Here is a 22,978-nt window from a genome sequence, read left to right as displayed (position 1 = left end):
ATGCGTCTTGCGGCCGGCGTTGAGTACGACGGCACGCGGTTCTTCGGCTGGCAGCGTCAGCGCCAGTCGCCGACCGTGCAGGCCAGCGTCGAAGCGGCGCTGGCCCGGGTGGCCGATCATCCGGTGACCGTTCACTGCGCCGGGCGGACCGATACCGGCGTCCACGCTCGCTGCCAGGTCATTCACTTCGAAACGGAAGCCGAGCGCAGCGAGCGCTCCTGGGTTCTGGGCGCCAACACCGTGTTGCACGAGGGCGCCACGCTGCTCTGGGTGCGGCAGGTCGATGATCGATTCCATGCGCGCTTCTCCGCGACACGGCGCCGATACCGCTATCGAATCCTCAATCGCTGGGTGCGGCCGGCCATCGAGCTGGGCCGAATGTCCTGGATTCGTCACCCCCTCGATGCGGGCCGCATGCACGAGGCCGCGCAGGCGCTTCTGGGTGAGCATGATTTCAGCAGTTTCCGCGCTCGCGGCTGTCAGGCAAAAAGCCCGGTTCGAACCGTGCATTCGGTTGCCGTGAGTCGGTCGGGTTGTGAAGTCCGGATTGACATCGAGGCGAACGCCTTCGTCTATCATATGGTCCGTAATATCGCGGGCGCCTTGATCGCTGTGGGGGACGATCGGCGGCCGATTTCCTGGATCGAATCGCTGCTCGAGGCGCGGGATCGTACCCAAGCCGGCATCACGGCTCCGGCCGACGGATTGACGTTCATGTACCCGACCTATCCAGACTTTCCGGAATTGCCGATTCGCGAAGAGGTGGGTTTCCCCGGCGAGGAAACCGTGGCGGATCGATGATTCGGGTCAAGGTCTGTGGTCTGACTCGGGTCGAAGATGCACTTGCCGCCAGCCATGCCGGCGCGCATGCGATCGGTCTGGTCTTTGTCGAGCGCAGCCCGCGATGCGTGACCATCGAGCAGGCGCGCGAAATCGCCCGGGCCCTGCCGCCCTTCGTTGTCCGGGTGGGTTTGTTCATGAACGCCTCGGCCGAGGCCGTGCAGGGCGTGATCGACCAGCTGCCCCTCGAGCAGCTTCAATTTCACGGGAACGAATCGCCGGACTTCTGTGCGAGCTTCCAACGGCCCTGGATCAAGGCACTGGCGCCCGGGGCCGAACCGGCTCCCGACTATCGGGCCTGGGCCGGCGCCGATGCCCTGCTGCTCGATGCCCATGCGGGATCGACCATGGGCGGCAGCGGCCAGCGATTCGATTGGAGCACGATTCCGGATCTCCCCAGGCCCTGGATCCTGGCCGGCGGGCTCGATCCCGACAACGTCGCCGAGGCCTGCCGCCGGACGCGGCCCGAGGCCGTCGACGTGTCCAGCGGCGTCGAAACGCGTCCTGGAATCAAGAGTGATAGGCTAATTCGAGCATTCATCAACGCAGTCAACGAGGTATCGCAACATGGCTGATCCAGCAAGAAATCTGGCGCCCGAAGTCCATCTTCCCGATGCGACCGGGCATTTCGGTGCATTCGGCGGGCGTTTCGTCTCCGAAACCCTCATGCCCGCACTCGAAGAGCTGGATGAAGCCTGGCGCAAGTACCTGAAAGACCCCGACTTCCTCGCCGAGCTGGATCGCGATCTGACCCATTTCGTCGGTCGGCCATCGCCCCTCTATGTAGCTGAGAACCTGACCCGGCAGATGGGAGGAGCGAAGATCGTGCTCAAGCGCGAGGATCTCAACCACACCGGCGCGCACAAGATCAACAACACCATCGGTCAGGGCCTGCTGGCTCGCGCGATGGGCAAGAAGCGGGTGATCGCCGAGACCGGCGCCGGCCAGCATGGGGTGGCTTCGGCCACGGTGGCGGCTCGTCTGGGAATGGATTGTGTCGTCTACATGGGCGCCGATGACGTCAAGCGCCAGGCGATCAACGTCTACCGCATGAAGCTGCTCGGCGCCGAAGTCGTCAGCGTCACGGCCGGCTCGAGAACGCTGAAGGACGCCTTGAACGAGGCCATGCGCGACTGGGTCACCAACGTGGACGACACCTTCTACATCCTTGGCACGGTCGCCGGTCCACACCCCTATCCGGCGATGGTGCGTGATTTCAACGCCGTGGTCGGTCGCGAGGCGCGCGCGCAGATGCTCGAAGAGTTCGGCACCCTGCCGAAGGCCCTCGTGGCCTGCGTCGGCGGTGGCTCGAACGCGATCGGTCTGTTCCACCCCTTCATCGAGGATTCCGAGGTCGAGATGATCGGCGTCGAGGCCGCCGGTCGGGGCCTGTCGGGCCTGGAGCATGCGGCCAGCCTGTGTGCAGGCCGCGTGGGCGTCCTGCACGGCAGTCGGACCTATCTGCTCGATGACGACGCGGGCCAGATCCGGCACACGCACTCGGTGTCGGCCGGCCTGGATTATCCGGGCGTGGGTCCGGAACACGCCTGGCTGAAGGACAGCGGGCGAGCGCGCTACGTGGGCATCAGCGACGAGGAGGCCCTGGCCGCCTTCCATGCGCTGACTCGAAGCGAAGGCATCATGCCGGCCCTGGAGAGCGCGCACGCCATCGCCTATGGCATGAAGCTGGCGGCCGAACTGCCCAGCGACGAGATCGTGCTGGTCAACCTGTCCGGCCGGGGCGACAAGGACATCCATACCGTGGCCGATCTGGAGGGCATCGAGTTTTGAACCGTATCGACCAACGATTTACCGATCTGAAGACGCGCGGGCGCACCGCGCTCATTCCGTACGTCACTGCGGGTCATCCGAGCCCCGAGGCCAGCGTGGACATCCTGCACGCGGCCGTCGAGGCCGGTGCCGACCTGCTGGAGCTCGGCATGCCCTTTTCCGATGTCATGGCCGACGGACCCGTGATCCAGAACGCCTGTGCCCGAGCGCTGGACCAGGGCATGAATCTCGATCGGGTGCTGGAGATGGTGCGCCGCTTCCGCGAGCGCGATGCCGAAACACCCCTGATCCTGATGGGCTACACCAATCCGATCGAGCGCCGCGGAATCACCCGCTTCGCCGATGAAGCCTCGGAGGCAGGGGTCGATGGTCTATTGATCGTGGACTGTCCGGCCGATGAAGCCGCCGAGCTGCGTGGCGAGCTCGATGCCCGTGGACTGCATCAGATCTTCCTGATCGCGCCCACGACCACCGAGCGTCGCCTCGACCGCACGGCGGAACTCGCCGGCGGCTTCGTCTACTACGTGTCCATCAAGGGCGTCACCGGGGCGGCCAGCCTGGATGTCGACAGTCTGGGTCCGATGGTCGAACGGGTGCGCGCGCACGCCGAGCTGCCGGTCTGCGTCGGTTTCGGGATTCGCGAGCCGGAGCAGGCGGCGGCCGTGGCTCGGGTGGCCGACGGTGTGGTCATCGGTTCGGCCCTGGTCGATCGCCTCGATCGCTGCGAGTCCGTGGCACAGGCGGTGGCGGTCGTGAAGGAATACCTTGCCCCCGTCCGTCAGGCCATGGACAATAACGGCCCCATTCAGGACAAGGCCGCAAACGCTTCATGAGCTGGTTCCAGAAACTGATGCCCGCGCGGATTCGCACCGAAGGCGGCAAGTCGCGCAAGGTGCCCGATGGGCTTTGGACCAAGTGCAAGGCCTGCGACGCCGTGCTCTACCAACCCGAGCTGGAACGCAACCTCCAGGTCTGCCCCAAGTGCGACTTCCATATGAGCCTGTCCGGTCGGGCCCGTTTGCAAGCCTTCCTCGACGAGGGCGATCAGATCGAACTTGGCGCCGACCTGGTGCCTGTCGATCCCTTGAAGTTCAGGGACACGAAGAAGTATCGCGACCGTCTGACCGCGACCCAGAAGGCGACCGGCGAGAACGACGCCCTGGTGGCCCTGCGCGGCAAGCTGCTCGGTATGGACCTGGTGGCCTGTGCCTTCGATTTCCGCTTCATGGGTGGCTCGATGGGCTCGGTGGTGGGTGAGCGTTTCATGGCCGCCGTGCACGAGTGCCTCGATGCCGAGCTGCCGCTGGTCTGTTTCGCCGCCTCGGGTGGCGCGCGCATGCAGGAGGGGCTGTTTTCCCTGATGCAGATGGCGCGAACCTCGGCGGGTCTGGCGCGCATGGCCGAGCGCGGTCTGCCCTATGTCTCCGTGCTCACCCATCCGACCACGGGTGGCGTGTCGGCGAGCCTGGGCATGCTGGGCGACGTCAATCTGGCCGAACCGAATGCGCTGATCGGATTTGCCGGGCCTCGGGTGATCGAGCAGACCGTTCGAGAAACGCTGCCCGAGGGCTTCCAGCGGTCGGAATTCCTGCTCGAGAAAGGCGCCATCGACCAGATCGTCGACCGGCGTGAACTGCGTCAGCGTGTGCACCTGCTGCTCGGATTGATGCTCAGCCGTCGGATGGAAGTGCGCGAGGGCGAGCTGCTCGAATCATCGCCTGCCGAGTCCGGCGAGGATCTGGGCGAGCGAGCCGACGACGCCTGAGTCCTTGAGTTCGCGCGCTCTGTCTTCCTGGCTGGCGCGCCTCGAGCAGCGCTCGCCCGAATCCCGCATCGAGCTGGGTCTGGACCGGGTCGCCCGGGTCTGGAACCGGCTCAGTCGCGATCATCATCGGCCGCGGGCCGTGGTCACGGTCGGGGGAACCAATGGCAAGGGCTCGGTCGTCGCCTACCTCGAGGCGATGATGATCGAGGCGGGTTTGCGCAGCTTCGCCTACACCTCGCCGCACCTGATCGATTTTTCCGAACGCTTCAGGATCGATGGCCGGCCGGCTGACGATGCAGCCATCGTCGAAGCGCTCGACGCCGTCGAGGAGGCCAGGGGCGATGTCTTCCTGAGCTACTTCGAGCACGTGACCCTGACTGGCTTCGTACTGGCCGCTCGAAAGGCGGTGGACGTCTGGGTCCTGGAAGTGGGCCTGGGCGGGCGACTGGACGCGGTCAACGTGCTGGATCCCGATGTGGCCGTGATCACTTCGATCGCGCTCGACCACACCGATTGGCTAGGCCCCACCCGGCTGCATATCGGACGCGAAAAGGCGGGCATCGCGAGGCCGGGTCGGCCACTGATCCTCGGCGAGCGGCGCCCCCCGAAGGGCCTGGATGACGTGCTCGAAGCGACGGGTGCGACGCTCTGGCGCGCGGGCCACGAGTACAGTTGGCGACGGCATGGGGCGGGGTTTCGCCTGTACTGGAAGGATCAGCGGATGGACCTGCCGATCCCGGCCATGGCGGGACGCTGGCAGCTTGGCAATGCGGCGACGGCCTGCCTGGCCGCCATGCTCCTGCGTGATCGTCTGGCCATCCCGGACGCAGCGATCGAGGCCGGCGTCCGGATCGCGCGGGTCAGCGGCCGCCTGCAAAGGCTCGGGGCGTCGCCCGAGGTGCTGGTCGATGTGGCCCACAATCCGGCCGCGGCCCGAGCCCTGGCCAGTGAACTGGGGGTGAGTGGCCCCCGGCCGACGATTGCAGTCTTTTCAGCCCTGGCAGGCAAGGACGCGGTCGGGATCGGACGAGCGCTGTCCGGCTGTTTCGATCGCTGGTTGGTTCCGCCCCTGGAAGGTGACCGGGTCCGCGACGCGCGGGCGCTGGCCGCGGATCTGGAGCGCGCGCCTGTCGCAGGGCGCGTCGACACGGTAGAATCCATGGCAGAGGCGGTCGAGCAGGCGATCGAGCTCGCCGGGCCCAAGGGCCGGGTGGTCGTGTTCGGCTCGTTCCGTACGGTGGCCGAGGCCTGGCCGCTTCTTCAGTCGCATTGAACGGGTTGTCATGGACAAAGTGCTCAAGCAGCGCCTGATCGGCGCATCGATCCTGATCGCCCTGGCGGTCATTTTTCTGCCCATGCTCTTCGAGGGTCCGGAAGAGGAGTCCGTCGGTCGCGAGTTGAGCATCGAACTGCCCAGCGCGCCGGGTGAGCGAGCACCAGTCCGGCGATTGGCCCTCAATCCCGAGCGAGTCCGCGAGTCGGCACCCGAAACGCGAGCCGAGCCGGCGGAGGCCGCGCGGATGGACCCCGAAGCTGGCCGGAACGCCGATGATCTGATGGCCGATATCGAGGCCAGCGTAGCGCGTGGCGCGGACTCGAGCCGCGAACCCGGGGTCTCCGATGCCACGGACAACCTGACCGCCAGCGAAGCGCCTGGCGAAGGGGAAGGCGAGCCGGAGGTCCGCGCCGAGGCGGCGTCGGAACCGGAATCAGCGCCGGAAACGACGGTCGAAGCGCCCGTGGAAGCTTCACCGCCGCCAGCGACCGAGGCAGCCCGGGCGGGTGATCCGGCGACCGCCGCCTCCAGCGGTTTCGAAGTCCAGGTCGCCAGCTTCAGCAATCGCGAGAACGCCGATGATCTGGTGGCGCGATTGACCCAGCTGGGGCATGTGGCGTCCATCGATCTGGTGGTGCGTGGACCCTCGGAGCTGCATCGGGTCCGGACCGGCCCCTATCGCCAGCGGGCCGATGCCGAGCGTGCCCTCGGCCAGATCCGTCAGACCGTGGCGGGCGTCAATCCCGTGATCGTGGGCGAGGCTCCCGTGCCGGCTGCCGAGTCGATATCGGCGGAGCGTCCCGTCGAGTCCGGTTATGTGGTGCAGGTCGGGTCCTTCGCCAGTCGCAACAATGCCGTTCGCTTGCTCGATCAGCTTTCGAACCTCGGCTACGAGGCCTTCATTCATGAGGACATGGCCGGTTCGCGCCGCATCTGGCGTGTCCGGGTCGGCCCGGTCGGGTCACGGGCGGAGGCGCAGGCGCGTCTGCAGGCAATGGCCGATGAAGACTCGCTGGACGGTCTGGTGGTCTCGCATCCATGAACGGCGCCGATGTGGCCATTCTGGCCGTGGGGCTGATTTCCATGCTGGTCAGTCTGTTCCGAGGCTTCGTGCGCGAGGCCTTCTCGCTGCTCGTCTGGGTGGCCGCAGGCTATCTGGCTTTGCGTGCCTCTGGGCCCCTGTCGGTCGAAATGAGTCCCTGGATCAGCATGCCATCGGTGCGCCTGATCGCGGCCTTCGTCGGTGTCTTCGTCGTCGTGCTGATCGTGGGAGGGCTGTGCAACTACCTGCTCGGCAAGCTCGTCGAGGGCACCGGCCTGAGTGGCACCGATCGCCTGCTCGGTGCGCTGTTCGGTCTGTTGCGCGGCGCGGCGATCGTGCTGGTGGCGGTCATCATCGCGCGCTTCACTCCCTTTCCGAACGATCCCTGGTGGCAGCAGTCCCAGCTGTTACCGCGTTTCGAGCATCTGGCCGCCTGGGCCGTGGCGCAGTTTCCGGACTCCCTGCAGGAGCAGATTCGCGCCAACCAGTTGCCAGAGGCTGACGAATCCGAACCGACGAGCTCCGACGAGCCCCCGGAACCCACCCCCGAACTACCGGACGAAGTCCGAGCCGAACCTTGAGTCGAAGAACATGTGCGGAATAGTAGGAATCTTCGGGCGCTCGCCCGTGGCGGCGCGTCTGTACGACGCGATGACGATTCTCCAGCATCGCGGTCAGGATGCAGCGGGGATGACGACTCTGGACGACGGGCGGATGCGCTCGGCGCGAGGCATCGGCCTGGTGCGGGACGTGTTCGGTGAACAATCCGTGGCCGGGCTGACCGGGGACATCGGCATCGGCCACGTCCGCTACCCGACGGCCGGTTGTGATCGACCGGACGAGACGCAGCCGATGTACGTCAATTCTCCCTGCGGCATCGCCTTGGGCCACAACGGCAACCTGATCAACTCCGATCGCCTGAGCGCCGAGCTCTTTGCCCAGGACCGTCGGCACATCAACACGGAGTCCGATTCCGAGGTCCTGCTCAACTGTCTGGCCCACGAGCTGGCGATCCAGCCCGGTGGCAGTCCCACGCCCGCGCAGATCTTCGCTGCGGTCGACGGCGTGCACCGCCGGTGCCGGGGCGGCTACGCAGCCGTGGCCCTGATCGCGGGCGTAGGCCTGCTCGGGTTCCGTGATCCGCACGGGATTCGTCCTGCCGTTCTGGGCCGCCGCGAGTCGGATGATGGCGAGGAGTACATCATCGCCTCGGAGTCGGTCGTCCTCGATATCCTGGGCTTTGAACTGGTCTCGGATCTCGCGCCCGGAGAGGCCGTGCTGGTGGACATGGATGGTCAGCTGCACCGCCATGCCAGTCCCGAGGCACGCTCGCACACGCCCTGCCTGTTCGAGTATGTCTACTTCGCTCGCCCCGACTCGATGATTGATGATCTGTCGGTCTACAAGGTGCGTCTGCGCATGGGTGAAGCCCTGGCCGAAAAGATCCTGCGCGAGTGGCCGGATCACGACATCGATGTCGTCATCCCGGTGCCGGACACCAGCCGCACGGCCTGCCTGCCGCTGGCGCACATGCTGGGTGTGAAGTACCGCGAGGGTCTGATGAAGAACCGCTACATCGGGCGGACCTTCATCATGCCGGGACAGGAAGAGCGGGCGCGTTCGGTTCGCCGCAAGCTCAACACGATTCCGCTGGAATTCCGTCGCAAGAACGTACTGCTCGTCGATGATTCCATCGTCCGCGGTACCACGTCGCGGCAGATCATCCAGATGGCCCGCGAGGCGGGTGCGAACAAGGTCTATCTGGCCTCCGCGTCGCCGCCGGTGCGCTACCCCAACGTCTATGGCATCGACATGCCGGCGGCCAGCGAATTGATCGCGGCCGGGCGAAGCGAGGAGGAGGTCTGCGCGGCGATCGGCGCCGATCGCCTGATCTATCAGGACCTGGAGGCGCTGGAACAGGCAGTCAGAGGCAAGAATCAGAAACTCGACGGCTTCGACAGCTCCTGTTTCAGCGGGAAATACGTGACCGGGCTCGAAGATGGCTATCTCGAGGCGCTGGAAGCGCGTCGCTCCGATGCGGCGCGCATGCAGCGGCGGGGCCAGTCGGGCTGAGCGTCCGCTTACTTCCGGAACAGGCCACCGAGCAGGCTGCTGCCGGCACGGGCAAGGCCACCGAGGTCCCGATCCTTGCCACCGAGCAGGTCACCGAGGACGCTGGCACCCGCCTCGCCGCCGCGGCCCTGCAGCAGCTCGCCCATCGAGCCCTCGAGCAGATCACCCAGCCCGCCGGAGCGGCCACCGCTCTGGCGTCCGAGGGCCCCCATGACCACCGGCGCCAGCAGGGCCAGCAGCTGGTGGATCTGCCCGCCACTCAGGCCGGTGCGCTCGGCCAGCCCGGCTTCTGCCGTGGTCTGGCGGCTACCGAGTACGTGCCCCAGGATGCGTTCACCCATGCTGGTTTCTCCGCTGCTGAAGAAGCCCTGCAGCTGATCGAGAATCGAGCCGTCGTGATCGCGTTCGACGGCCCGGGCGAGGGCCTGGCCACCGTCCTCCGAGCGATTGTTCCTGGCGAGCATGCCGACCAGAACGGGCAGGGCGGCATTGATGGCGCCGTGGGTCTGTTCGGTCGAGGCCCCGATCTGCCGGCTCATGGCCTGGATCGCGTCCTGGTCGAAATGCTGGGAAAGGGTTTTCAGTAGGTCGGTCATGACTGGCGGTTCTCCTGGGGAAAGGTCGATAGGTGGCCATACCGATGGTATCGCCAATGGGAGCCTCCGAACAGGGCCTGCGCTCACCCGCCGTTGACGGACACACGCGCATCGTTCGTCGGATGACTACTGCCATCGTCTGGTTCCGCCGCGACTTGCGCCTGGCGGACAACGCCGCCCTCGATTACGCTCGTCAGCACTTCGAACGAGTGATCCCGGTCTATGTCTGGGATCCGGACTCGCTCGGCGACTGGTCTCCCGGCGCGGCGGCCCGCTGGTGGCTGCATCATTCCCTGGCCCGACTTTCCGAGCGCTTGAGCGAGCGCGGAAGTCGATTGACCCTGGCTCGCGGCGACACGGCCAAGGTGCTCGGGCAGCTCCTCGATGAGACGGGTGCCGAGGCCGTGTTCTGGAATCGCCTGTACGATCCTGCGGTCATCCAGCGTGACCAGGCCATCAAGAAGCAGCTGCGGGAAAGCGGGTACGAAGCTCGGAGTTTCCGGGCCTCGGTACTGGTGGAGCCGTGGGAATTGCTGAAAGCCGATGGCACGCCTTACCTCGTTTTCACGCCCTTCTGGAAACAACTGCAGAAGCGTTGGAGTCCACCGAGCCGTTGTCCGGAGCCCCGTGAACTGGCCGGGCCGAGCCGATGGCCGACGGGGTGCTCGCTGGACGCACTGGAGCTGACGCCCAAGCTGGACTGGGCCGATGGATTCAGCGATCGCTGGACGCCGGGTGAACTGGCTGCGCGGCGGCGCCTCGATCGATTCGTCGAGGAGGCCGTCGCTGACTATTCGGAGCAGCGCGACCGGCCGGATCGGCATGGGACGTCCCGCTTGTCACCCCATCTGCATTTCGGCGAAATTTCACCGGCACAGATTGCCCTGGCCCTGGAGGCCTCGGGCGAGCTGCCGGGTGGCCAGGGGCGGCTGTCCTATCTGCGTGAAATCGCCTGGCGCGAGTTCTCCACCTATCTCCTCTATCACTATCCGCATCTGCCCGACCAGCCACTCAAGGACCAGTTCGGCGATTTCCCCTGGCGTTCGCCGTCGGAGTATCGTGCCGACCTCGAGGCATGGCAGCAGGGCAGGACCGGAATTCCCATGGTCGACGCCGGCATGCGCGAGCTCTGGCAGACCGGCTGGATGCACAATCGGGTGCGCATGATCGTCGCTTCCTTCCTGACCAAGAACCTGCTGATTCCCTGGCAGGAGGGTGCGAGCTGGTTCTGGGACACCCTGGTCGATGCGGACCTCGCCAACAACACCCAGGGCTGGCAGTGGACCGCGGGTTGTGGCGCGGATGCGGCGCCGTACTTCCGGGTCTTCAACCCGGTCCTGCAGGGCGAGAAGTTCGACCCGCAGGGCGACTATGTTCGGCGCTGGTGCCCCGAGTTGAAAGGTATTTCAGGCCCCCGTGTCCACCAACCCGAGGTTGCGAGTGAGCAGGGTCGCAGTTATCCACGGCCGAGGGTCGACCTGAAGCGTTCGAGACAGCGTGCGCTGGATGCCTATCAGGCGATCAGGAAGGCCTGATCGGGGCTCGCGACCGGGCTCAGGCCCCCGGCCGGTGGTGATAGCACCAGTGCCAGGGTTCCCACTTGATGCGATGGCGGTTGCCCTGGGGATAGCTTTCCTTGAATCCATAGATCCCGGCATTGGCCTTCAGCCACTGGTAGGCCTTGGAATCCGCGAAGTCTTCTTCCAGGGGCTTCTTGCCGGGCGTGGTGATATCGATGGCCCGGCCGCTGTGGTGCTCGCTGTAGCCGGGCGCCGCCGAGACCGAGAGAATCTTGTCGAGGCTCTGTCCGTCGGCAAGCTTGCGGCGGAACAGGTTGGCCTGGTAGCTGACGCCGCGGAAGGCCGAAACCAGCTGGAGCTCGACCCCACGACTGTTGGCCGCCGACTGCATCCTCGACCAGGCGGTCGCTGCGGCGGGGGTCATGCGCTGATCACGGTCGAAGATGTCGCGGCCGATCGGTACCAGGGTCGAGGCTTCGGGCATCAGATGCATCCGGTGCTTGATACCGTAGTCTTCCGGGATTCCCAGCTCATCGAGCAGCTCGAGCAGCTGCTTCAGTTCGGGTCTGGCCTTGGCCAGCAGATCCTTTTCCATCCGGCCGGCGCTGTCGTCGCCGACGCCATCCCCGGTCATGACGTAGCCCATCGAACTCATGAAGCCGCTGACCTGCTTCTTGATGGTGCAACTCAACCGACGGGCCCCGAAGCTCAGGGCGAGCTTTTCAGCGGCCTTGAAAAGTTGCCTGGGGGTGTCCGGCGAGGCGGTCTCGGGATCGAGATAGCAGGCCAGTACCTGGAGATGGTCCAGATCGACCGCCGTCAATCCAGCGAGTCGATTGCCTCGGGTGGCCAGGATCAGCGACTGATCGGGGATCAGACGGGCCAGATGCTGCTCGATGTTGTCCGGTCGCTTGCGTCCCGCCATCATGTCGGGCAGCTGATTGGCGATCAGCTTGGCCAGCGTTGGAAGTTCGGCGTTTCGCGCCGGACGGACCTTGATTGAATCATTCATACACGCATAAGCTCCGGCGAAGTCGGCTTGCCCTTCTTGTTTTCATCGACCGAGTTGTCGCCCCCTGGAGTCTATTCATGGCCTGGCGGCCATCCTCGTCCTCCATGATATATTGCCACGATGATGCCCCATCCTGCAGCCTTCTGGACACGGCAAGTGCTGGCTGCCAGCGGACTCGTGGGCCTCATTCTACTCTTTCCACTCCTTCCTGCCCGACACGTTCTTCTGCCGCTCTGGCCGGGGCCGGTCGAGGAGTGGATGGTCGCCGAGTCCGGCGCTTCCCAGGCGAAGCGTCTGTTCATATCCAGTGCCTCCCTTCCCGAGGAGCGGAATCCCCTGGGGCGCTCTCGCCCCTTGAGCCTTGCCGTCGTGGAACTGATCGATGATCGCCGCCTCATCGGGTACCCGATCGCCCTGGCATCCCGCGATGAGGAAGCGGCGGCCATGCAGCTACCGGTGGACTTCGAGGCCAGGATCGTCGAACCCTCGCCAAGGGAGGGCATCGACCTGTTGTTGCTCGATGCCGATGAGCGTCAGCTTCGCGTGCCACTGCGATCGATTCGACGCCTCTACCATCCGAATCGTCTCGACCCGATCGATCGAGCCCGCTTGCTGTTGCTTCGCGTGTGGGAAGAATTCGGCGCGCGCTGGCGGCAGTCTGCACCGCAGACAGCCGCGGAGCCCGAGGGTCATCCGCCTGTCATGTCGGACGATTAAAGTGGCGTGATTCGGCCTTGCGGTGGGACTGGTAACGGCCGATGCGTTCTCCAGAGCGTCTTTGAAGGGGCCTTCCGCTCGTCTCGGAAGGCTCCCTTCGTTCCCGATTTCAGAACGCCCGGGCATCGGCAATGTCGGCCAGGCCCAGTGTGACCATCACCAGTCGGTCGATGCCCAGGGCCACGCCCGAGCAGTCCGGCAAGCCATGCGTGAGCGCGGCCAGGAAGGCCTCGTCCACTGGCATCGTGGGTCGGCCAAGGCGGCGGCGCCGCGCGTTGTCGGCCTCGAATCGCTTCCGCTGTTCGTCGGGCTCGCACAGCTCGTGATAGCCATTGGCCAACTCGATCGAGCCGGCAAAGACCTCGAAGCGTTCCGCCTTGCGTGGATCGAGCGGGTCGAGTCTCGCCAGAGCCGCCTGGCTGGCGGGGTAGCCGTGAATCACCGTCAGCCTTCTCGGGGGGAACGCGGCCTGGATGCGCGTGGCGAACAGCCAGTCCAGTCGCATGTCCCGGTCGCAATCCTCCGGCAGCTCCGGACTCAGTGCCCGCAGTTCCTCCTCGCCGACCTCCAGCGGGTCAGGCAGATCGTGATCGAGAAAGCTCTCCGTCCAATCCAGGTAATGCGTGGACCAGGGTGGATGCCCCGCACCTTCGAGGCCGGTCTGAATGAGTGCCAGCACTTCGTCCGCCAGCGCTTTCCAAGCCCAGTCGAGTCGATACCACTCCAGCAGGGTGAATTCGATCCGGTGCAGGCGACCCGATTCACCGGCGCGGAAGACGGGTCCGAGTTCGTAGAGATCGCCCATGCCCGAAGCGAGCAAGCGCTTGTGCGCGTATTCCGGCGAGGTGCGCAGATAGCCCATGGCATCGTTGAGCGACAGGCTGTCGATGTGCACGTCGGTGATGCCGGCGATGGTGATCACCGGCGTCTGGACTTCGATCAGGCCGCGCTCGTCCAGGAAGGCCCGGATTCGACGCAGCAGGCGTGCTCGCTCGACCAGCACCTGGCTCGTGGCGCCCGGCCTCCAGTCGCCGGTCCTCATCGCGCCTGCGGGAGGGGCAGATCGGAGAGGCGGAGCTCGATGCCGATCCGCTCGAGTTCCTCCGCCTCGGTTTCGAGATCATGGCGGATCAGCGGGCGTGCCGACAGCCAGGCAGGGTCGAGCCCCAGCCGCAGTTCGGACCCCTCCGCAGTGAGACTGAAATCGCCGAAGGCGCTTTCGGTTCGCGAACGGCAGACCGTCACGGCCAGGCGCAGCAGCGCAGTGAGTCGACGGGCTGGCTGCTGCAGCCGGCCCGGCAGACGATCGAACTCGCTCTCCTGGATTCCTCGCCGCTGCTGGCTGGCGATCACGGCCATGAACTGCTGCTCCTGTCGGCTGAAGCCCGGCATGTCGGCGTGTTCGAGGATGTAGGCGGTGTGTCGCTGGTGCCCGTCATGGGCCACGGCGAGACCGATTTCATGCAGACGGCTGATCCAATGCAGCATGTCGCCATGGATCGGTCGCAGTGCCCAGTTCGCGCACAGTTGCTCGAAGGCGGCCGCGGTCCAGTCGGTGACCCGGGCGGCCTGATCGTGATCGATCTGGTAACGAGCCTCCATGGCCCGGATCGTTGCGTCGCGGGGGTCCTGGTGGGTCAGGCGCCCGTACAGGTCCTGCAGCAGACCCTCTCGCAGCGCATACGGTGAAACGCTGACCTGCTCGATACCCAGGGTCTCGATGACCGATTCGAGGATGGCCAGACCGCCCATGATGACCGGACGGCGGCGCTCGGACAGACCCGGGTGCTGGAGGTCCTCGATGCGTCCGTGCTCGAGCAGGCGCAGGCGTAGCTGGCGCAGTGGGCCGGGACGGATGCGGCCGGCTTCCGCCGGGTCATGCGCCTCGATCATCTCGGCAATGGCGCGGATCGTGCCCGAGCTGCCGATGGCCTGTTGGCAGCCGTAGTTGCGAAACTGCCGCTCCCAACCTTGCAGTTCGGCGCGGCAGCGCTCGAGGGCGTGCTCGTGGCTCGTGGCGTCCAGGCGGCCCGTGCCGTGAAACTCGCGAGTCAGGCTGACGCAGCCCAGGGGCAGGCTTTCGGCCAGATCGGGTTGCAGCGCCTGGCCTGCGACCAGTTCCGTCGAGCCGCCCCCGATGTCGATGACCAGGCGACGGCCTTCGACCGGCGCCACGCCCTGGCTGACGCCCAGCCAGACCAGGCGAGCCTCTTCCCGTCCGCTGACGATGTCGATCGGGAAGCCCAGTGCGGTTTCGGCGGGCACCAGGAAGCCGGCCGGATGGCTCAGGCGCCGGAAGGTCTGGGTTCCCACCGCTCGCACCTGGGACTCGGGGATGTCGCGGATCCGGTCACCGAAACGGGCCAGAGCCTCCAGGCCACGTTGCCGGGTCTCCGCGTCGAGGCGACCCTGTTCATCCAGACCGCCGGCGAGTCGAACCATGTCCTTGAGTCGGTCGATGACGCGCATCTGCCCGTGCTCGAGGCGGGCCACGATCATGTGAAAACTGTTGCTGCCGAGATCGATGCCGGCGTAGAGCTGGCGCTCAGCCATGGCTGTACTGTTCGATCAGAGCCTGCTGTGCGGAGCGGGGCTCGTCATTGCCGAGCGGTTGCAGCAGGTGATAGCTCCCGTCGGCGTGGAGTTCCCAGGCCTGGAGGTTGTCCTCGAAGGGCAGTTCGATGCTCTCACGAACGATCCGCTTCGAGGCCTTGGGGTCGCAGATCGGGAAGCAGACTTCCACGCGCTGGAACAGGTTGCGTTCCATCCAGTCGGCGCTGGAGGCCCAGGTTTCCGGCGCGTCGCCGTTCTGGAAGTGATAGACGCGGCTGTGCTCCAGGAAACGACCCAGGATGGAGCGAACCCGGATCGTCTCCGACAGGCCGGGCACGCCGGGTCGCAGGCAGCAGATGCCGCGTACGACCAGTCGGATATCGACGCCGGCCCGGGACGCGGTATACAGGGCCTGGATGATGCCGGGTTCGGTCAGGGAATTCATCTTGGCCGAAATCGCCGCCGGGCGTCCGGCGCGGGCATGTTCGGTTTCCCGTTCGATGCGCTCGAGCAGGAAATCGTGCAGTCCGAAGGGTGACTGCACCACCTTGTTGAGGGCCTGGACCTTGCCGAGACCGGAGAGCTGCTGAAAGATCCGATGCACGTCCTGACAGAGATCCGGGTCGGCGGACATCAGGCTCCAGTCCGTGTAGCCCTTGGCCGTGCCCTGATGATAGTTGCCGGTGCCCAGATGCACATAGCGGTGCAGGCGACCGCGCTCGCGTCGAACGATCATCATCATCTTGGCGTGCGTCTTGTGACCGACCACGCCGTAGACCACCTGCACGCCGGCTTCCTGCAGCCGGGTGGCCAGGGTGATGTTGGCTTCCTCGTCGAAGCGCGCGCGCAGTTCGACGATGACGGTCACGTCCTTGCCGGCGCGCGCGGCCTCGATCAGCAGTCCGACCAGGGCCGAGTCGACGCCGGTGCGGTAGAGCGTCTGCTTGATGGCCAGCACGGCCGGATCGCTGGCCGCCTGGCGCATCAGATCGACCACCGGTTGGAAGCTATCGTAGGGATGATGCAGGATCCAGTCTCGTCGGCGCAGGCTGGCGAAGAGGTTGGCGGTCGGCAGCAGGGATTTGGGCGTGTGCGGCTGGTAGGGCGGGTACTTGAGGTCCGGACGATCGGCCAGGTCACAGATCGCGCTCATCCGGTTCAGATTGACCGGCCCGTCGCAGCGGTAGATGTCCGAGTCCTCGATGCCGAACTTGCTGCCCAGGAAGCGGGCGATGTCGCCTGGGCAGTTGTCCGCGACCTCCAGGCGGACGGCTTCGGCGAAGCCGCGTTCCATCAGTTCGCCTTCGAGGGCGCGGGCCAGATCCTCGATTTCTTCCTCATCGACGAACAGCTCGCTGTTTCGGGTCACGCGGAATTGATAGCAGCCCCGGACCTTCATTCCCGGAAACAGCTCATCGATGAAGGCGTGCAGGATGGAGGACAGGAAGACGAAGTCGTTCGGTCCGTGCGAGTAGCTCTTCGGCACGCGAATGATGCGCGGCAGCGAGCGCGGTGCTCGCACCAGGGCCATGCCGCTGTCGCGGCCGAAGGCATCCCGGCCTTCCAGGGCAACGGCAAAGTTCAGGCTCTTGTTGAGGATCCGGGGAAAGGGGTGGGCCGGGTCCAGTCCCAGGGGGCTGAGCACGGGCATCAATTCCTGGCGGAAGTGCTGGTGCAGCCATTTCCGCTGCTTCTTCGACCACTCGGAACGCCGCAGGATGTGGATGCCCTGGCGTGCGAGCGCCGGCGTCAGCTCCTCGTTCATGACCCGGTACTGCTCGGCCACCATCTCGAGGACGGCGCTGCGAATCGCCTCCAGGGCCTCGGTCGGGCTCAAGCCGTCCGGTCCCGGCTGCAGAACGCCGTGTTGCAGCCGCTGCCGGACCGAGGCCACGCGCACCTCGAAGAACTCGTCCAGATTGGTGCAGGAAATGCACAGGAAGCGCAGGCGCTCGAGCAGGGGCACGGTCTCGTCACGGGCCAGTTCCAGCACCCGCCGGGTGAAGGCCAGCAAGCTGAGCTCGCGGTTGAGATAGAGCTCGGGGGCGTCCAGGCGGTCCTGCCGCCATTCGGACAGCTCGGCGGCCTGCTGGCGAACCTCGCTGATGCTGGTCAGACGGGTGCTGGAGGACAACTGGATGATGGGTTCGGACGCACTCATGGCTTCACTTTACCGGAATCCCGGCGAGTCGAGGGTCCAGCGAGTCTGCGCGGAGCCGATGACCGCAGGATGATGGATTCCGGTTCGCGTTATCGATTCTGGGCCGCAAGCCTGAGCTGTTCACTCCTCAACTCGTTGAGTCGGGCGGTGACGCGGGCGCGCTGGTAGTAGTCCAGGTCCGGGCGGTCGCTGACTCGCTCGAGCTGTTCGATGGCCTCCTCGACACCGCCGCGAAGATAGTAGCTTTCGGCCACCGCTTCGGCGGCGCGAACGGGTTCGCCGGCCTGATTGGCCGCCCTCGCGTAGAGCTCGGTCATGCGCAGATCGTCTGGGTAGGCGCGCAGATAGCCGCGCAGCAACTCGCTCGCGCGCTCCGCGTCCGCTCCCGAGTCCCCGTGCATCAGGGTCTGAGCGTATTGGCTGGTGACCTGGCGGCTGCCGGGGTACTGGTGGACCAGGCGTTCGAGAACCTCGAGGGCTCGATCGCGCCGGCCGGCGCGGAGCTGGAACTCGGCCTCCAGCAATTGAAAGAGCTGGCGTTGCGGATCGCTGCTCAGCAGGCGCTCGAGCTGGACTTCGGCTTCGTCCATGCGCCCCTCTCGACTCAGGGCCAGCACCAGGCCATAGCGCATGGCGTCGGCGGGGCGGGTTCCGTTCTCGAGGCGCGTCTGGAACCAGCGGATGTCGTGATCCAGTCGCTGGCTCATCAGGACGCGAAGACGAGCCTGGACGAAGTGGAACTCCTCCGAGGGCTCGGTGGCCGCGCGTGGATTGAAGACCTCATCGGCCCGGCTGCGCGCCTCGGCGATCCGGTTGATGGTCAGCGGGTGGGTTCGCAGGTACTCGGGCGGTCCTTGCCCCATGGCTCGGCTGTGCACGTTCAGGCGCTCGAAGAACCGGGTCATGCCGTGCGGGTCGAAGCCCGTGTCGCCGAGCAGGGCGATGCCGATGCGATCGGCTTCGGCTTCCGATTGGCGGGTGTGGTTGATCTGGAACTGCTGGGCCAGACCGAGGCCGCTCATCAGTACCGCCTGGCCGGCGTCCGGGCTGCCCACGGCGCTGGCGGCAATCGCGAGTCCGACGGTGGCCAGCATGGCGGGCAGGGAGACGTCCTGGGCATTCTCCAGGCCTCGAGCGAGGTGGTCCTGGGTGACGTGCGCGATTTCATGCGCCACGACGCCGGCGACCTCGCTCTCGTCCTCGGCCAACAGGATCAGGCCGGAATGGATGCCGATGACGCCGGCGACACTGGCGAAGGCGTTGATCCCCGATTCCCGAATCACGAAGAAGTGGAAGTTGCCGTCTCGGCGATCGGAATTGGCCACCAGGCGGTAGCCCATGTCCTCGAAGTAGTCCCGGATCATCGGGTCTTCGATCAGCAGATTGTGCGCGCGCATGTAACGCTCGAAATCGCGCGCGAAGGTCTGCTCCTGCTCGATCGGCAGAACGCGAGTGCTGGTGCCTCCCATGTCCGGCAGCCCGCTGCCCGTCTGGGCTGCTAGGATGCCGGGCATGAACAGCAGGGCAGGAATGAGGATTCGCAAGAGTCTCATGCTCGACTCTGACCGATGGCGGGGCCAGAGGTTCTGGTCGATTGAACGACGATGACTGATTGAATGGAAACCACGGCGATACATTACACCAGCGTGCTGCTCGTGCGTGCAGCACCCGAGACGGTGGCCGAAATCGAGGCGCTTGCCAGGGCGGAGGCGTCCGAGCGCCCGCTGTTGCTGTTCTTTCACGGGGACGGCGTGCTGGCGGCCACCCGTTCCGGATCGGCCTGGTCGGCACTGGCCGGGGCGGAAGGGGTTCGGGCGCTGCTCTGCGCGGCGGCCCTGCAGCGTCGCGCTGTCGCTGCGCCGATCGAAGGCTTCGAAGTCGCCAGCCTGGTTCGGTTCTGGGACGCCCTGGCGGCCAGCGCCGCAGGCGCCGATTTTCTGGTGCGGATCGATGAAGGGGGCGATGCGCGAACCTGGCAGGAGCGCCTGGAGCTGATTCTGGCGGGGGCCAGCCTGGATCTGGACCTGCGGGTGCTGTTCGAAGCGAGTGCCTGGTGGGACCTCCGTGGCAAGCCCGAGTCGTGGGCGGCCTGGCAGCAGTTGTTCGATCATGGGTTGGCCAGGGTCGGGGTGCTGGCCGGTCCCTCGGGCCGTGCCGAGGCGGTGGCGCCGGCCGAGTGGGTCGGGGAATCGGCCCTCGAAGACTGGCGCGAGGGCGTCGATGCACGCGCGGAGATTCAGGCATGAGTGATCCGAAGACCTTCGAATTCCAGGGTGAGCTCTTCGAACTCGACGCAGACGGCCATCTGCTCGATCCGTCGCGGTGGTCGCCGGCGCTTGCCCGGGCCATGGCCGCCGAGGAGGGCGTCGAACTCAGCGACGAGCAATGGTGGTTGATCCGCTTCGTGCGCGAGCATCAGACGCGCTACGGCACGCCGCCGTTGATGCGAGTGGTGGTCGCTGCCCTGCGCGAAGCGCGCGCGGATCCCGATCTCACGAGTCGTGACGTCTATCGACTGTTCCGGGACAATCCGGTTCGCGAAGCCTGCCGCCTGGGCGGCTATCCGAAGCCTGATTGGTGCATCTGAAGCTCATCGCAGCGACGCAGGGGTGGAAATCCGCGCCGAGGGGACCCACTTGTGCGATGGGCAAGGATTTTTGCCGCTCAACCGACATGGAGCCAAGCCGACATGAGCCATCCGCCGATTCTGATGTATTGCAAACCGACCTGTCCGTACTGCGTTGCCGCGCGCAAGCTGCTGCAGCGCAAGGGCGTGACCTGGACCGAGGTTTCCCTGATCGAGGAACCGGAGCGGCGGGAGGAGATGATCGCTCGCAGCGGTCGTCACACCGTGCCGCAGATCTTCATCGGTGACACCCATGTCGGCGGCTTCGATGATCTCGATGCCCTCGACCAGGAGGGTGCGCTCAATCGATTGCTGAATGTCTGAGTCCGACATGAGACGAAGGTCGGCCTTCGTGCAGCCGGCCGGGGCCGCTATAATGGTCGGCTGATCTTGACGACATGAAGAATCGAGGAAGTCCGACGTGACGCAGCGAATCACCGTCATCCGGGGCGACGGCATCGGCCCCGAAATCATGAAATCGACCCTGCGCGTGCTGGACACGCTCGATGCGGGTCTGGAATACGACTTCCAGCTGGCCGGTGTGGCGGCCCAGGAAGAGACCGGTGAGCTGCTGCCGCAGGCGACACTCGATTCCATCACCGAGAACCGCATCGCGCTGAAAGCGCCCCTGACCACGCCGGTCGGCGGCGGCTTCAAGTCCTTGAACGTGGCCCTGCGCAAGCATTTCGATCTGTTCGCCAACGTACGGCCGGCGATCAGCTTCAAGGGCACCAAGTCCCGCTACGAGAACATCGACCTGATCACGGTTCGCGAGAACACCGAGGGCGCGTACCTGGGCGAGGGCGCGTGGACGGCCCCGGATGGTTCGCGTGCCGAATCCAAGATGGTCGTGACCCGAGCCGGTTGCGAGCGCGTCGTGCGTTTCGCCTTCGACCTGGCCCGTCGCGTCGGACGCAAGAAAGTGACGGCGGTTCACAAGGCGAACATCCTCAAGGACGTCACCGGCATGTTCCTGAATGTCGCCCGCGACGTCGCCGAGGAGTATCCCGACATCGAGTTCAACGACCTGATCGTCGACAATGCCTGCATGCAGCTGGTCATGCGGCCGGAGCAGTTCGATGTGATCGTGACCACCAATCTGTTCGGCGACATCATCTCGGATCTCTGCGCCGGCCTGGTCGGTGGACTGGGGCTGGCGCCGGGCGCCAACATCGGCAAGGACGTGGCCATGTTCGAAGCCGTTCATGGTTCGGCGCCCGATATCGCCGGCAAGGGCATTGCCAATCCCTGCGCCCTGCTGCTGGCCGCCGCGCAGATGCTCGATCATCTCGATCAGAGCGACAAGGCCCAGCGCCTGCGTCAGGCCATCGCCGAGGTCATCGCCGAGGGCGATCGCACCACGCCGGACCTGGGTGGCAGCGGCAACACCGAGCAGTTCACCGACGCCATCTGCGAGCGCCTGGTCTGAGGTGCCGACCGGCAGTTCGCAAGCGAGCTGTCGATCCCTCCCCCTGAAGCGGTTTCCGTCGGGGTCTGCAGCTCCGGCCGACGCATCGGGGCCTGCCCGTGGTGGTGACGTTGTTGCGGAATTACAACGGTTTTGCCTCGACGATCGGGGCCGCAAGGGCGCCCGATCGGTATGGTTCGTGGTTTTTTCGAGTCGATGGCCCGTTTTCCGTTGTATTTCTGCCAATGGGCGCGCTAGAATTGGGCCGTGTCCGTAGCCGCCGCTGATCGAAGATCCGTGAACCTCCGCCAGCACACCATCGCCGCCGTTATCGCCAGTGCCGTTTCGGTGTCCGCCATCGCCGTTTCGCCGGCGGATCGTCCGGCGCCCGGACCGTGGAGCGACTACCTGCTGCACCGGATCACCCCCGATCTGGAACGTCTGAGCGAACAAGCCGTGCCTCGCACGGGCTGGCTTCGCATGGATGACACGCTGATCGCTCCGGATTTCGCCAGTGCTTTGTTGTCGCCCGGCGAGCCGATGATGATGTTCACGCTCGACCGCGGCCGCTCTGAGCTGACCATGGGGCCGCAGGGGCGCCACCTGGGCACCCAGGGCATCAGCTTCCAGCAGTCCTTGCTGATGCCGGGTCTGACGAGCGAGATCAACCCTTCGACGTCCGTGACCGTGTCCGCTGTTCTTGCCAGCCAGCGCTACGGCAACAGCGGTCTGAATCTGATGGAGTCGGACAATGCGGTCGTGGCCGAGAACGCTGTGTTCTCGCGTCCCTTCGGTGCCCCGGAAGTGGCCCATGGCGCGGGTTTGCGCCTGGGGCTGATGAGTGACATCGGCACGCAGTGGACTTTCGAGGCCGCGTTCCAGTCCCGCATCGACATGGCGGAGTTCGCGACGCTCAGAGGTCTCTACGGCACGGTGGCCGAGCTCGACATTCCTTCGCGTCTGCAGGCCGGCATGCAGTTCCATGCCACTTCGAGAAGCTCGCTTCGCTTCGGCATCGAGCAGATTTTCTATGGCGAAGTCGGCGCCTTCCCCAGCCGGGCCTTGCCCGCGCGTTTCACCGCGCTGCTCGGGGACAGCACCAGCCCGCGCTTCGCCTGGGATGACCTGGTGGTCTACAGTCTCGGCTGGCAGTGGACCAATGGGCATGACCTGGCGTTCTACATCGATTACCAGACGCGCACCCAACCCAAGCCGACCGCTTCGGTCCTGGCCGATGCGCTGGAGCCCGAATTGGCCGACAACGCCCTGTTGGCTGGTTTGAGCAAGGGTCTGGGGCGCTACGCAAGTCTGCGTCTGAGCGCATCCTACGCGCCGCCCGAATTCGCTTTCGGCGGCAACGTCCTGGGCATCGTCTCCGATCGTCTCGATCAGGACATCGAAGTGCAGGCAATGGTCGAGTTCGATTTCTGATCTTCCCCGCGCAGCAGCACTCCTAAGGCAAGACAGGCAGCCCGGTGACCTTCCACGGGGAAAGGTTCACCGGGCTGGGGCGGCTTCCGCCCGCCAGCGACTCCCTATCCCATGTCTTTCGGTCATCGGGCTCGCGCGATGCCGGTCACGCTCCGTATAATCCGAAC

General features: G+C 65.7%; 22 protein-coding genes. 16 read left to right on the top strand and 6 right to left on the bottom strand.

Annotated features, from left to right (window positions below):
* Genes truA through purF form a run of 9 tightly spaced genes read left to right on the top strand, consistent with a single transcriptional unit; the run spans window position 1 to window position 8,787 of the window.
* Entirely contained in the window at window positions 1-801 is an 801-nt protein-coding gene (gene truA, locus WM2015_RS10360; protein ID WP_049725976.1) for a tRNA pseudouridine(38-40) synthase TruA, read from the top strand.
* On the top strand, window positions 798-1,415 hold the full coding sequence (locus WM2015_RS10355; protein WP_049725975.1) for a phosphoribosylanthranilate isomerase: 618 nt from the start codon (window positions 798-800) through the stop codon (window positions 1,413-1,415). The genes truA and WM2015_RS10355 overlap by 4 nt, the downstream gene beginning before the upstream one ends.
* Window positions 1,408-2,631 carry a tryptophan synthase subunit beta gene (trpB, locus tag WM2015_RS10350; protein ID WP_049725974.1) on the top strand — a complete coding sequence of 408 codons (1,224 nt, stop codon included), beginning with the start codon at window positions 1,408-1,410 and terminating at the stop codon, window positions 2,629-2,631. Before WM2015_RS10355 ends, trpB begins: the two co-directional genes overlap by 8 nt.
* Window positions 2,628-3,464 carry a tryptophan synthase subunit alpha gene (gene trpA, locus WM2015_RS10345; RefSeq protein ID WP_049725973.1) on the top strand — a complete coding sequence of 279 codons (837 nt, stop codon included), beginning with the start codon at window positions 2,628-2,630 and terminating at the stop codon, window positions 3,462-3,464. Before trpB ends, trpA begins: the two co-directional genes overlap by 4 nt.
* Entirely contained in the window at window positions 3,461-4,396 is a 936-nt protein-coding gene (accD, locus tag WM2015_RS10340; protein ID WP_049725972.1) for an acetyl-CoA carboxylase, carboxyltransferase subunit beta, read from the top strand. Before trpA ends, accD begins: the two co-directional genes overlap by 4 nt.
* 4 nt (window positions 4,397-4,400) lie before the next feature.
* Window positions 4,401-5,669 (top strand): bifunctional folylpolyglutamate synthase/dihydrofolate synthase, encoded by a 1,269-nt coding sequence (locus WM2015_RS10335; RefSeq protein ID WP_049725971.1) that lies wholly within the window; start codon window positions 4,401-4,403, stop codon window positions 5,667-5,669.
* A gap of 10 nt (window positions 5,670-5,679) precedes the next feature.
* Entirely contained in the window at window positions 5,680-6,714 is a 1,035-nt protein-coding gene (locus tag WM2015_RS10330; protein WP_049725970.1) for an SPOR domain-containing protein, read from the top strand.
* Window positions 6,711-7,295 (top strand): CvpA family protein, encoded by a 585-nt coding sequence (locus WM2015_RS10325; protein WP_082169654.1) that lies wholly within the window; start codon window positions 6,711-6,713, stop codon window positions 7,293-7,295. The genes WM2015_RS10330 and WM2015_RS10325 overlap by 4 nt, the downstream gene beginning before the upstream one ends.
* A gap of 10 nt (window positions 7,296-7,305) precedes the next feature.
* Complete coding sequence (gene purF / locus WM2015_RS10320) at window positions 7,306-8,787, top strand: amidophosphoribosyltransferase (RefSeq protein WP_049725969.1); 1,482 nt, start codon at window positions 7,306-7,308, stop codon at window positions 8,785-8,787.
* An 8-nt stretch (window positions 8,788-8,795) separates the two neighbouring features.
* Here purF and WM2015_RS10315 read toward each other — a convergent pair whose 3' ends face one another.
* Window positions 8,796-9,383: a DUF937 domain-containing protein gene (locus WM2015_RS10315; protein ID WP_049725968.1), complete on the bottom strand. Its 588-nt coding sequence runs from the start codon at window positions 9,381-9,383 to the stop codon at window positions 8,796-8,798.
* Between the two features lie 122 nt (window positions 9,384-9,505).
* On the opposite strand from WM2015_RS10315, the gene WM2015_RS10310 reads away from it, so the two are divergent.
* Window positions 9,506-10,918: a cryptochrome/photolyase family protein gene (locus tag WM2015_RS10310; RefSeq protein WP_049727055.1), complete on the top strand. Its 1,413-nt coding sequence runs from the start codon at window positions 9,506-9,508 to the stop codon at window positions 10,916-10,918.
* 19 nt (window positions 10,919-10,937) lie between these two features.
* Here the strand turns inward: WM2015_RS10310 and WM2015_RS16150 are convergent, their stop codons facing one another.
* Complete coding sequence (locus tag WM2015_RS16150) at window positions 10,938-11,915, bottom strand: M15 family metallopeptidase (RefSeq protein WP_049725967.1); 978 nt, start codon at window positions 11,913-11,915, stop codon at window positions 10,938-10,940.
* Window positions 11,916-12,173: 258 nt separating this feature from the next.
* Between WM2015_RS16150 and WM2015_RS10300 the strand changes: the two genes are divergently transcribed.
* Window positions 12,174-12,632, top strand: coding sequence for a hypothetical protein (locus tag WM2015_RS10300; protein ID WP_156201080.1), 459 nt, complete (start codon window positions 12,174-12,176; stop codon window positions 12,630-12,632).
* 109 nt (window positions 12,633-12,741) lie between these two features.
* Here the strand turns inward: WM2015_RS10300 and epmA are convergent, their stop codons facing one another.
* From epmA to WM2015_RS10280, 4 genes are all read right to left on the bottom strand, one after another.
* Window positions 12,742-13,674 carry an EF-P lysine aminoacylase EpmA gene (gene epmA, locus WM2015_RS10295; protein WP_082169653.1) on the bottom strand — a complete coding sequence of 311 codons (933 nt, stop codon included), beginning with the start codon at window positions 13,672-13,674 and terminating at the stop codon, window positions 12,742-12,744.
* Complete coding sequence (locus WM2015_RS10290; protein ID WP_049725965.1) at window positions 13,671-15,185, bottom strand: Ppx/GppA phosphatase family protein; 1,515 nt, start codon at window positions 15,183-15,185, stop codon at window positions 13,671-13,673. The genes epmA and WM2015_RS10290 overlap by 4 nt, the downstream gene beginning before the upstream one ends.
* Window positions 15,178-17,346 (bottom strand): polyphosphate kinase 1, encoded by a 2,169-nt coding sequence (gene ppk1 / locus WM2015_RS10285; RefSeq protein ID WP_082169652.1) that lies wholly within the window; start codon window positions 17,344-17,346, stop codon window positions 15,178-15,180. Before ppk1 ends, WM2015_RS10290 begins: the two co-directional genes overlap by 8 nt.
* Window positions 17,347-17,435: 89 nt before the next feature.
* Window positions 17,436-18,899 carry a M48 family metalloprotease gene (locus WM2015_RS10280; RefSeq protein WP_169751150.1) on the bottom strand — a complete coding sequence of 488 codons (1,464 nt, stop codon included), beginning with the start codon at window positions 18,897-18,899 and terminating at the stop codon, window positions 17,436-17,438.
* A gap of 63 nt (window positions 18,900-18,962) precedes the next feature.
* On the opposite strand from WM2015_RS10280, the gene WM2015_RS15875 reads away from it, so the two are divergent.
* From WM2015_RS15875 to WM2015_RS10255, 5 genes are all read left to right on the top strand, one after another.
* Window positions 18,963-19,592 carry a DsrE family protein gene (locus WM2015_RS15875; protein ID WP_049725963.1) on the top strand — a complete coding sequence of 210 codons (630 nt, stop codon included), beginning with the start codon at window positions 18,963-18,965 and terminating at the stop codon, window positions 19,590-19,592.
* Window positions 19,589-19,933: a TusE/DsrC/DsvC family sulfur relay protein gene (locus tag WM2015_RS10270; RefSeq protein WP_049725962.1), complete on the top strand. Its 345-nt coding sequence runs from the start codon at window positions 19,589-19,591 to the stop codon at window positions 19,931-19,933. The genes WM2015_RS15875 and WM2015_RS10270 overlap by 4 nt, the downstream gene beginning before the upstream one ends.
* Before the next feature lie 102 nt (window positions 19,934-20,035).
* Window positions 20,036-20,296: a glutaredoxin 3 gene (gene grxC, locus WM2015_RS10265; RefSeq protein WP_049725961.1), complete on the top strand. Its 261-nt coding sequence runs from the start codon at window positions 20,036-20,038 to the stop codon at window positions 20,294-20,296.
* A 97-nt stretch (window positions 20,297-20,393) separates the two neighbouring features.
* Entirely contained in the window at window positions 20,394-21,401 is a 1,008-nt protein-coding gene (locus WM2015_RS10260) for an isocitrate dehydrogenase (RefSeq protein WP_049725960.1), read from the top strand.
* 276 nt (window positions 21,402-21,677) lie between these two features.
* Complete coding sequence (locus tag WM2015_RS10255) at window positions 21,678-22,811, top strand: hypothetical protein (protein ID WP_049725959.1); 1,134 nt, start codon at window positions 21,678-21,680, stop codon at window positions 22,809-22,811.
* Window positions 22,812-22,978 lie beyond the last annotated feature (167 nt).

The sequence above is a fragment of the Wenzhouxiangella marina genome, assembly GCF_001187785.1.
GTDB lineage: Bacteria > Pseudomonadota > Gammaproteobacteria > Xanthomonadales > Wenzhouxiangellaceae > Wenzhouxiangella > Wenzhouxiangella marina.
Note: the sequence above shows the minus strand (reverse complement) of the source record. Positions and strands in the feature narration are given on the sequence as shown.

Coding starts and splice junctions, on each gene's coding strand:
- WM2015_RS10330 (WP_049725970.1), top strand. CDS start 5,680: ATGGACAAAGTGCTCAAGCAGCGCCTGATCGGCGCATCGATCCTGATC.
- purF (WP_049725969.1), top strand. CDS start 7,306: ATGTGCGGAATAGTAGGAATCTTCGGGCGCTCGCCCGTGGCGGCGCGT.
- WM2015_RS10300 (WP_156201080.1), top strand. CDS start 12,174: ATGGTCGCCGAGTCCGGCGCTTCCCAGGCGAAGCGTCTGTTCATATCC.
- WM2015_RS10355 (WP_049725975.1), top strand. CDS start 798: ATGATTCGGGTCAAGGTCTGTGGTCTGACTCGGGTCGAAGATGCACTT.
- WM2015_RS10310 (WP_049727055.1), top strand. CDS start 9,506: ATGACTACTGCCATCGTCTGGTTCCGCCGCGACTTGCGCCTGGCGGAC.
- truA (WP_049725976.1), top strand. CDS start 1: ATGCGTCTTGCGGCCGGCGTTGAGTACGACGGCACGCGGTTCTTCGGC.
- WM2015_RS10315 (WP_049725968.1), bottom strand. CDS start 9,383: ATGACCGACCTACTGAAAACCCTTTCCCAGCATTTCGACCAGGACGCG.
- WM2015_RS10270 (WP_049725962.1), top strand. CDS start 19,589: ATGAGTGATCCGAAGACCTTCGAATTCCAGGGTGAGCTCTTCGAACTC.
- WM2015_RS16150 (WP_049725967.1), bottom strand. CDS start 11,915: ATGAATGATTCAATCAAGGTCCGTCCGGCGCGAAACGCCGAACTTCCA.
- WM2015_RS10325 (WP_082169654.1), top strand. CDS start 6,711: ATGAACGGCGCCGATGTGGCCATTCTGGCCGTGGGGCTGATTTCCATG.
- WM2015_RS10280 (WP_169751150.1), bottom strand. CDS start 18,899: ATGAGACTCTTGCGAATCCTCATTCCTGCCCTGCTGTTCATGCCCGGC.
- ppk1 (WP_082169652.1), bottom strand. CDS start 17,346: ATGAGTGCGTCCGAACCCATCATCCAGTTGTCCTCCAGCACCCGTCTG.
- accD (WP_049725972.1), top strand. CDS start 3,461: ATGAGCTGGTTCCAGAAACTGATGCCCGCGCGGATTCGCACCGAAGGC.
- grxC (WP_049725961.1), top strand. CDS start 20,036: ATGAGCCATCCGCCGATTCTGATGTATTGCAAACCGACCTGTCCGTAC.
- WM2015_RS10290 (WP_049725965.1), bottom strand. CDS start 15,185: ATGGCTGAGCGCCAGCTCTACGCCGGCATCGATCTCGGCAGCAACAGT.
- epmA (WP_082169653.1), bottom strand. CDS start 13,674: ATGAGGACCGGCGACTGGAGGCCGGGCGCCACGAGCCAGGTGCTGGTC.
- trpB (WP_049725974.1), top strand. CDS start 1,408: ATGGCTGATCCAGCAAGAAATCTGGCGCCCGAAGTCCATCTTCCCGAT.
- WM2015_RS15875 (WP_049725963.1), top strand. CDS start 18,963: ATGGAAACCACGGCGATACATTACACCAGCGTGCTGCTCGTGCGTGCA.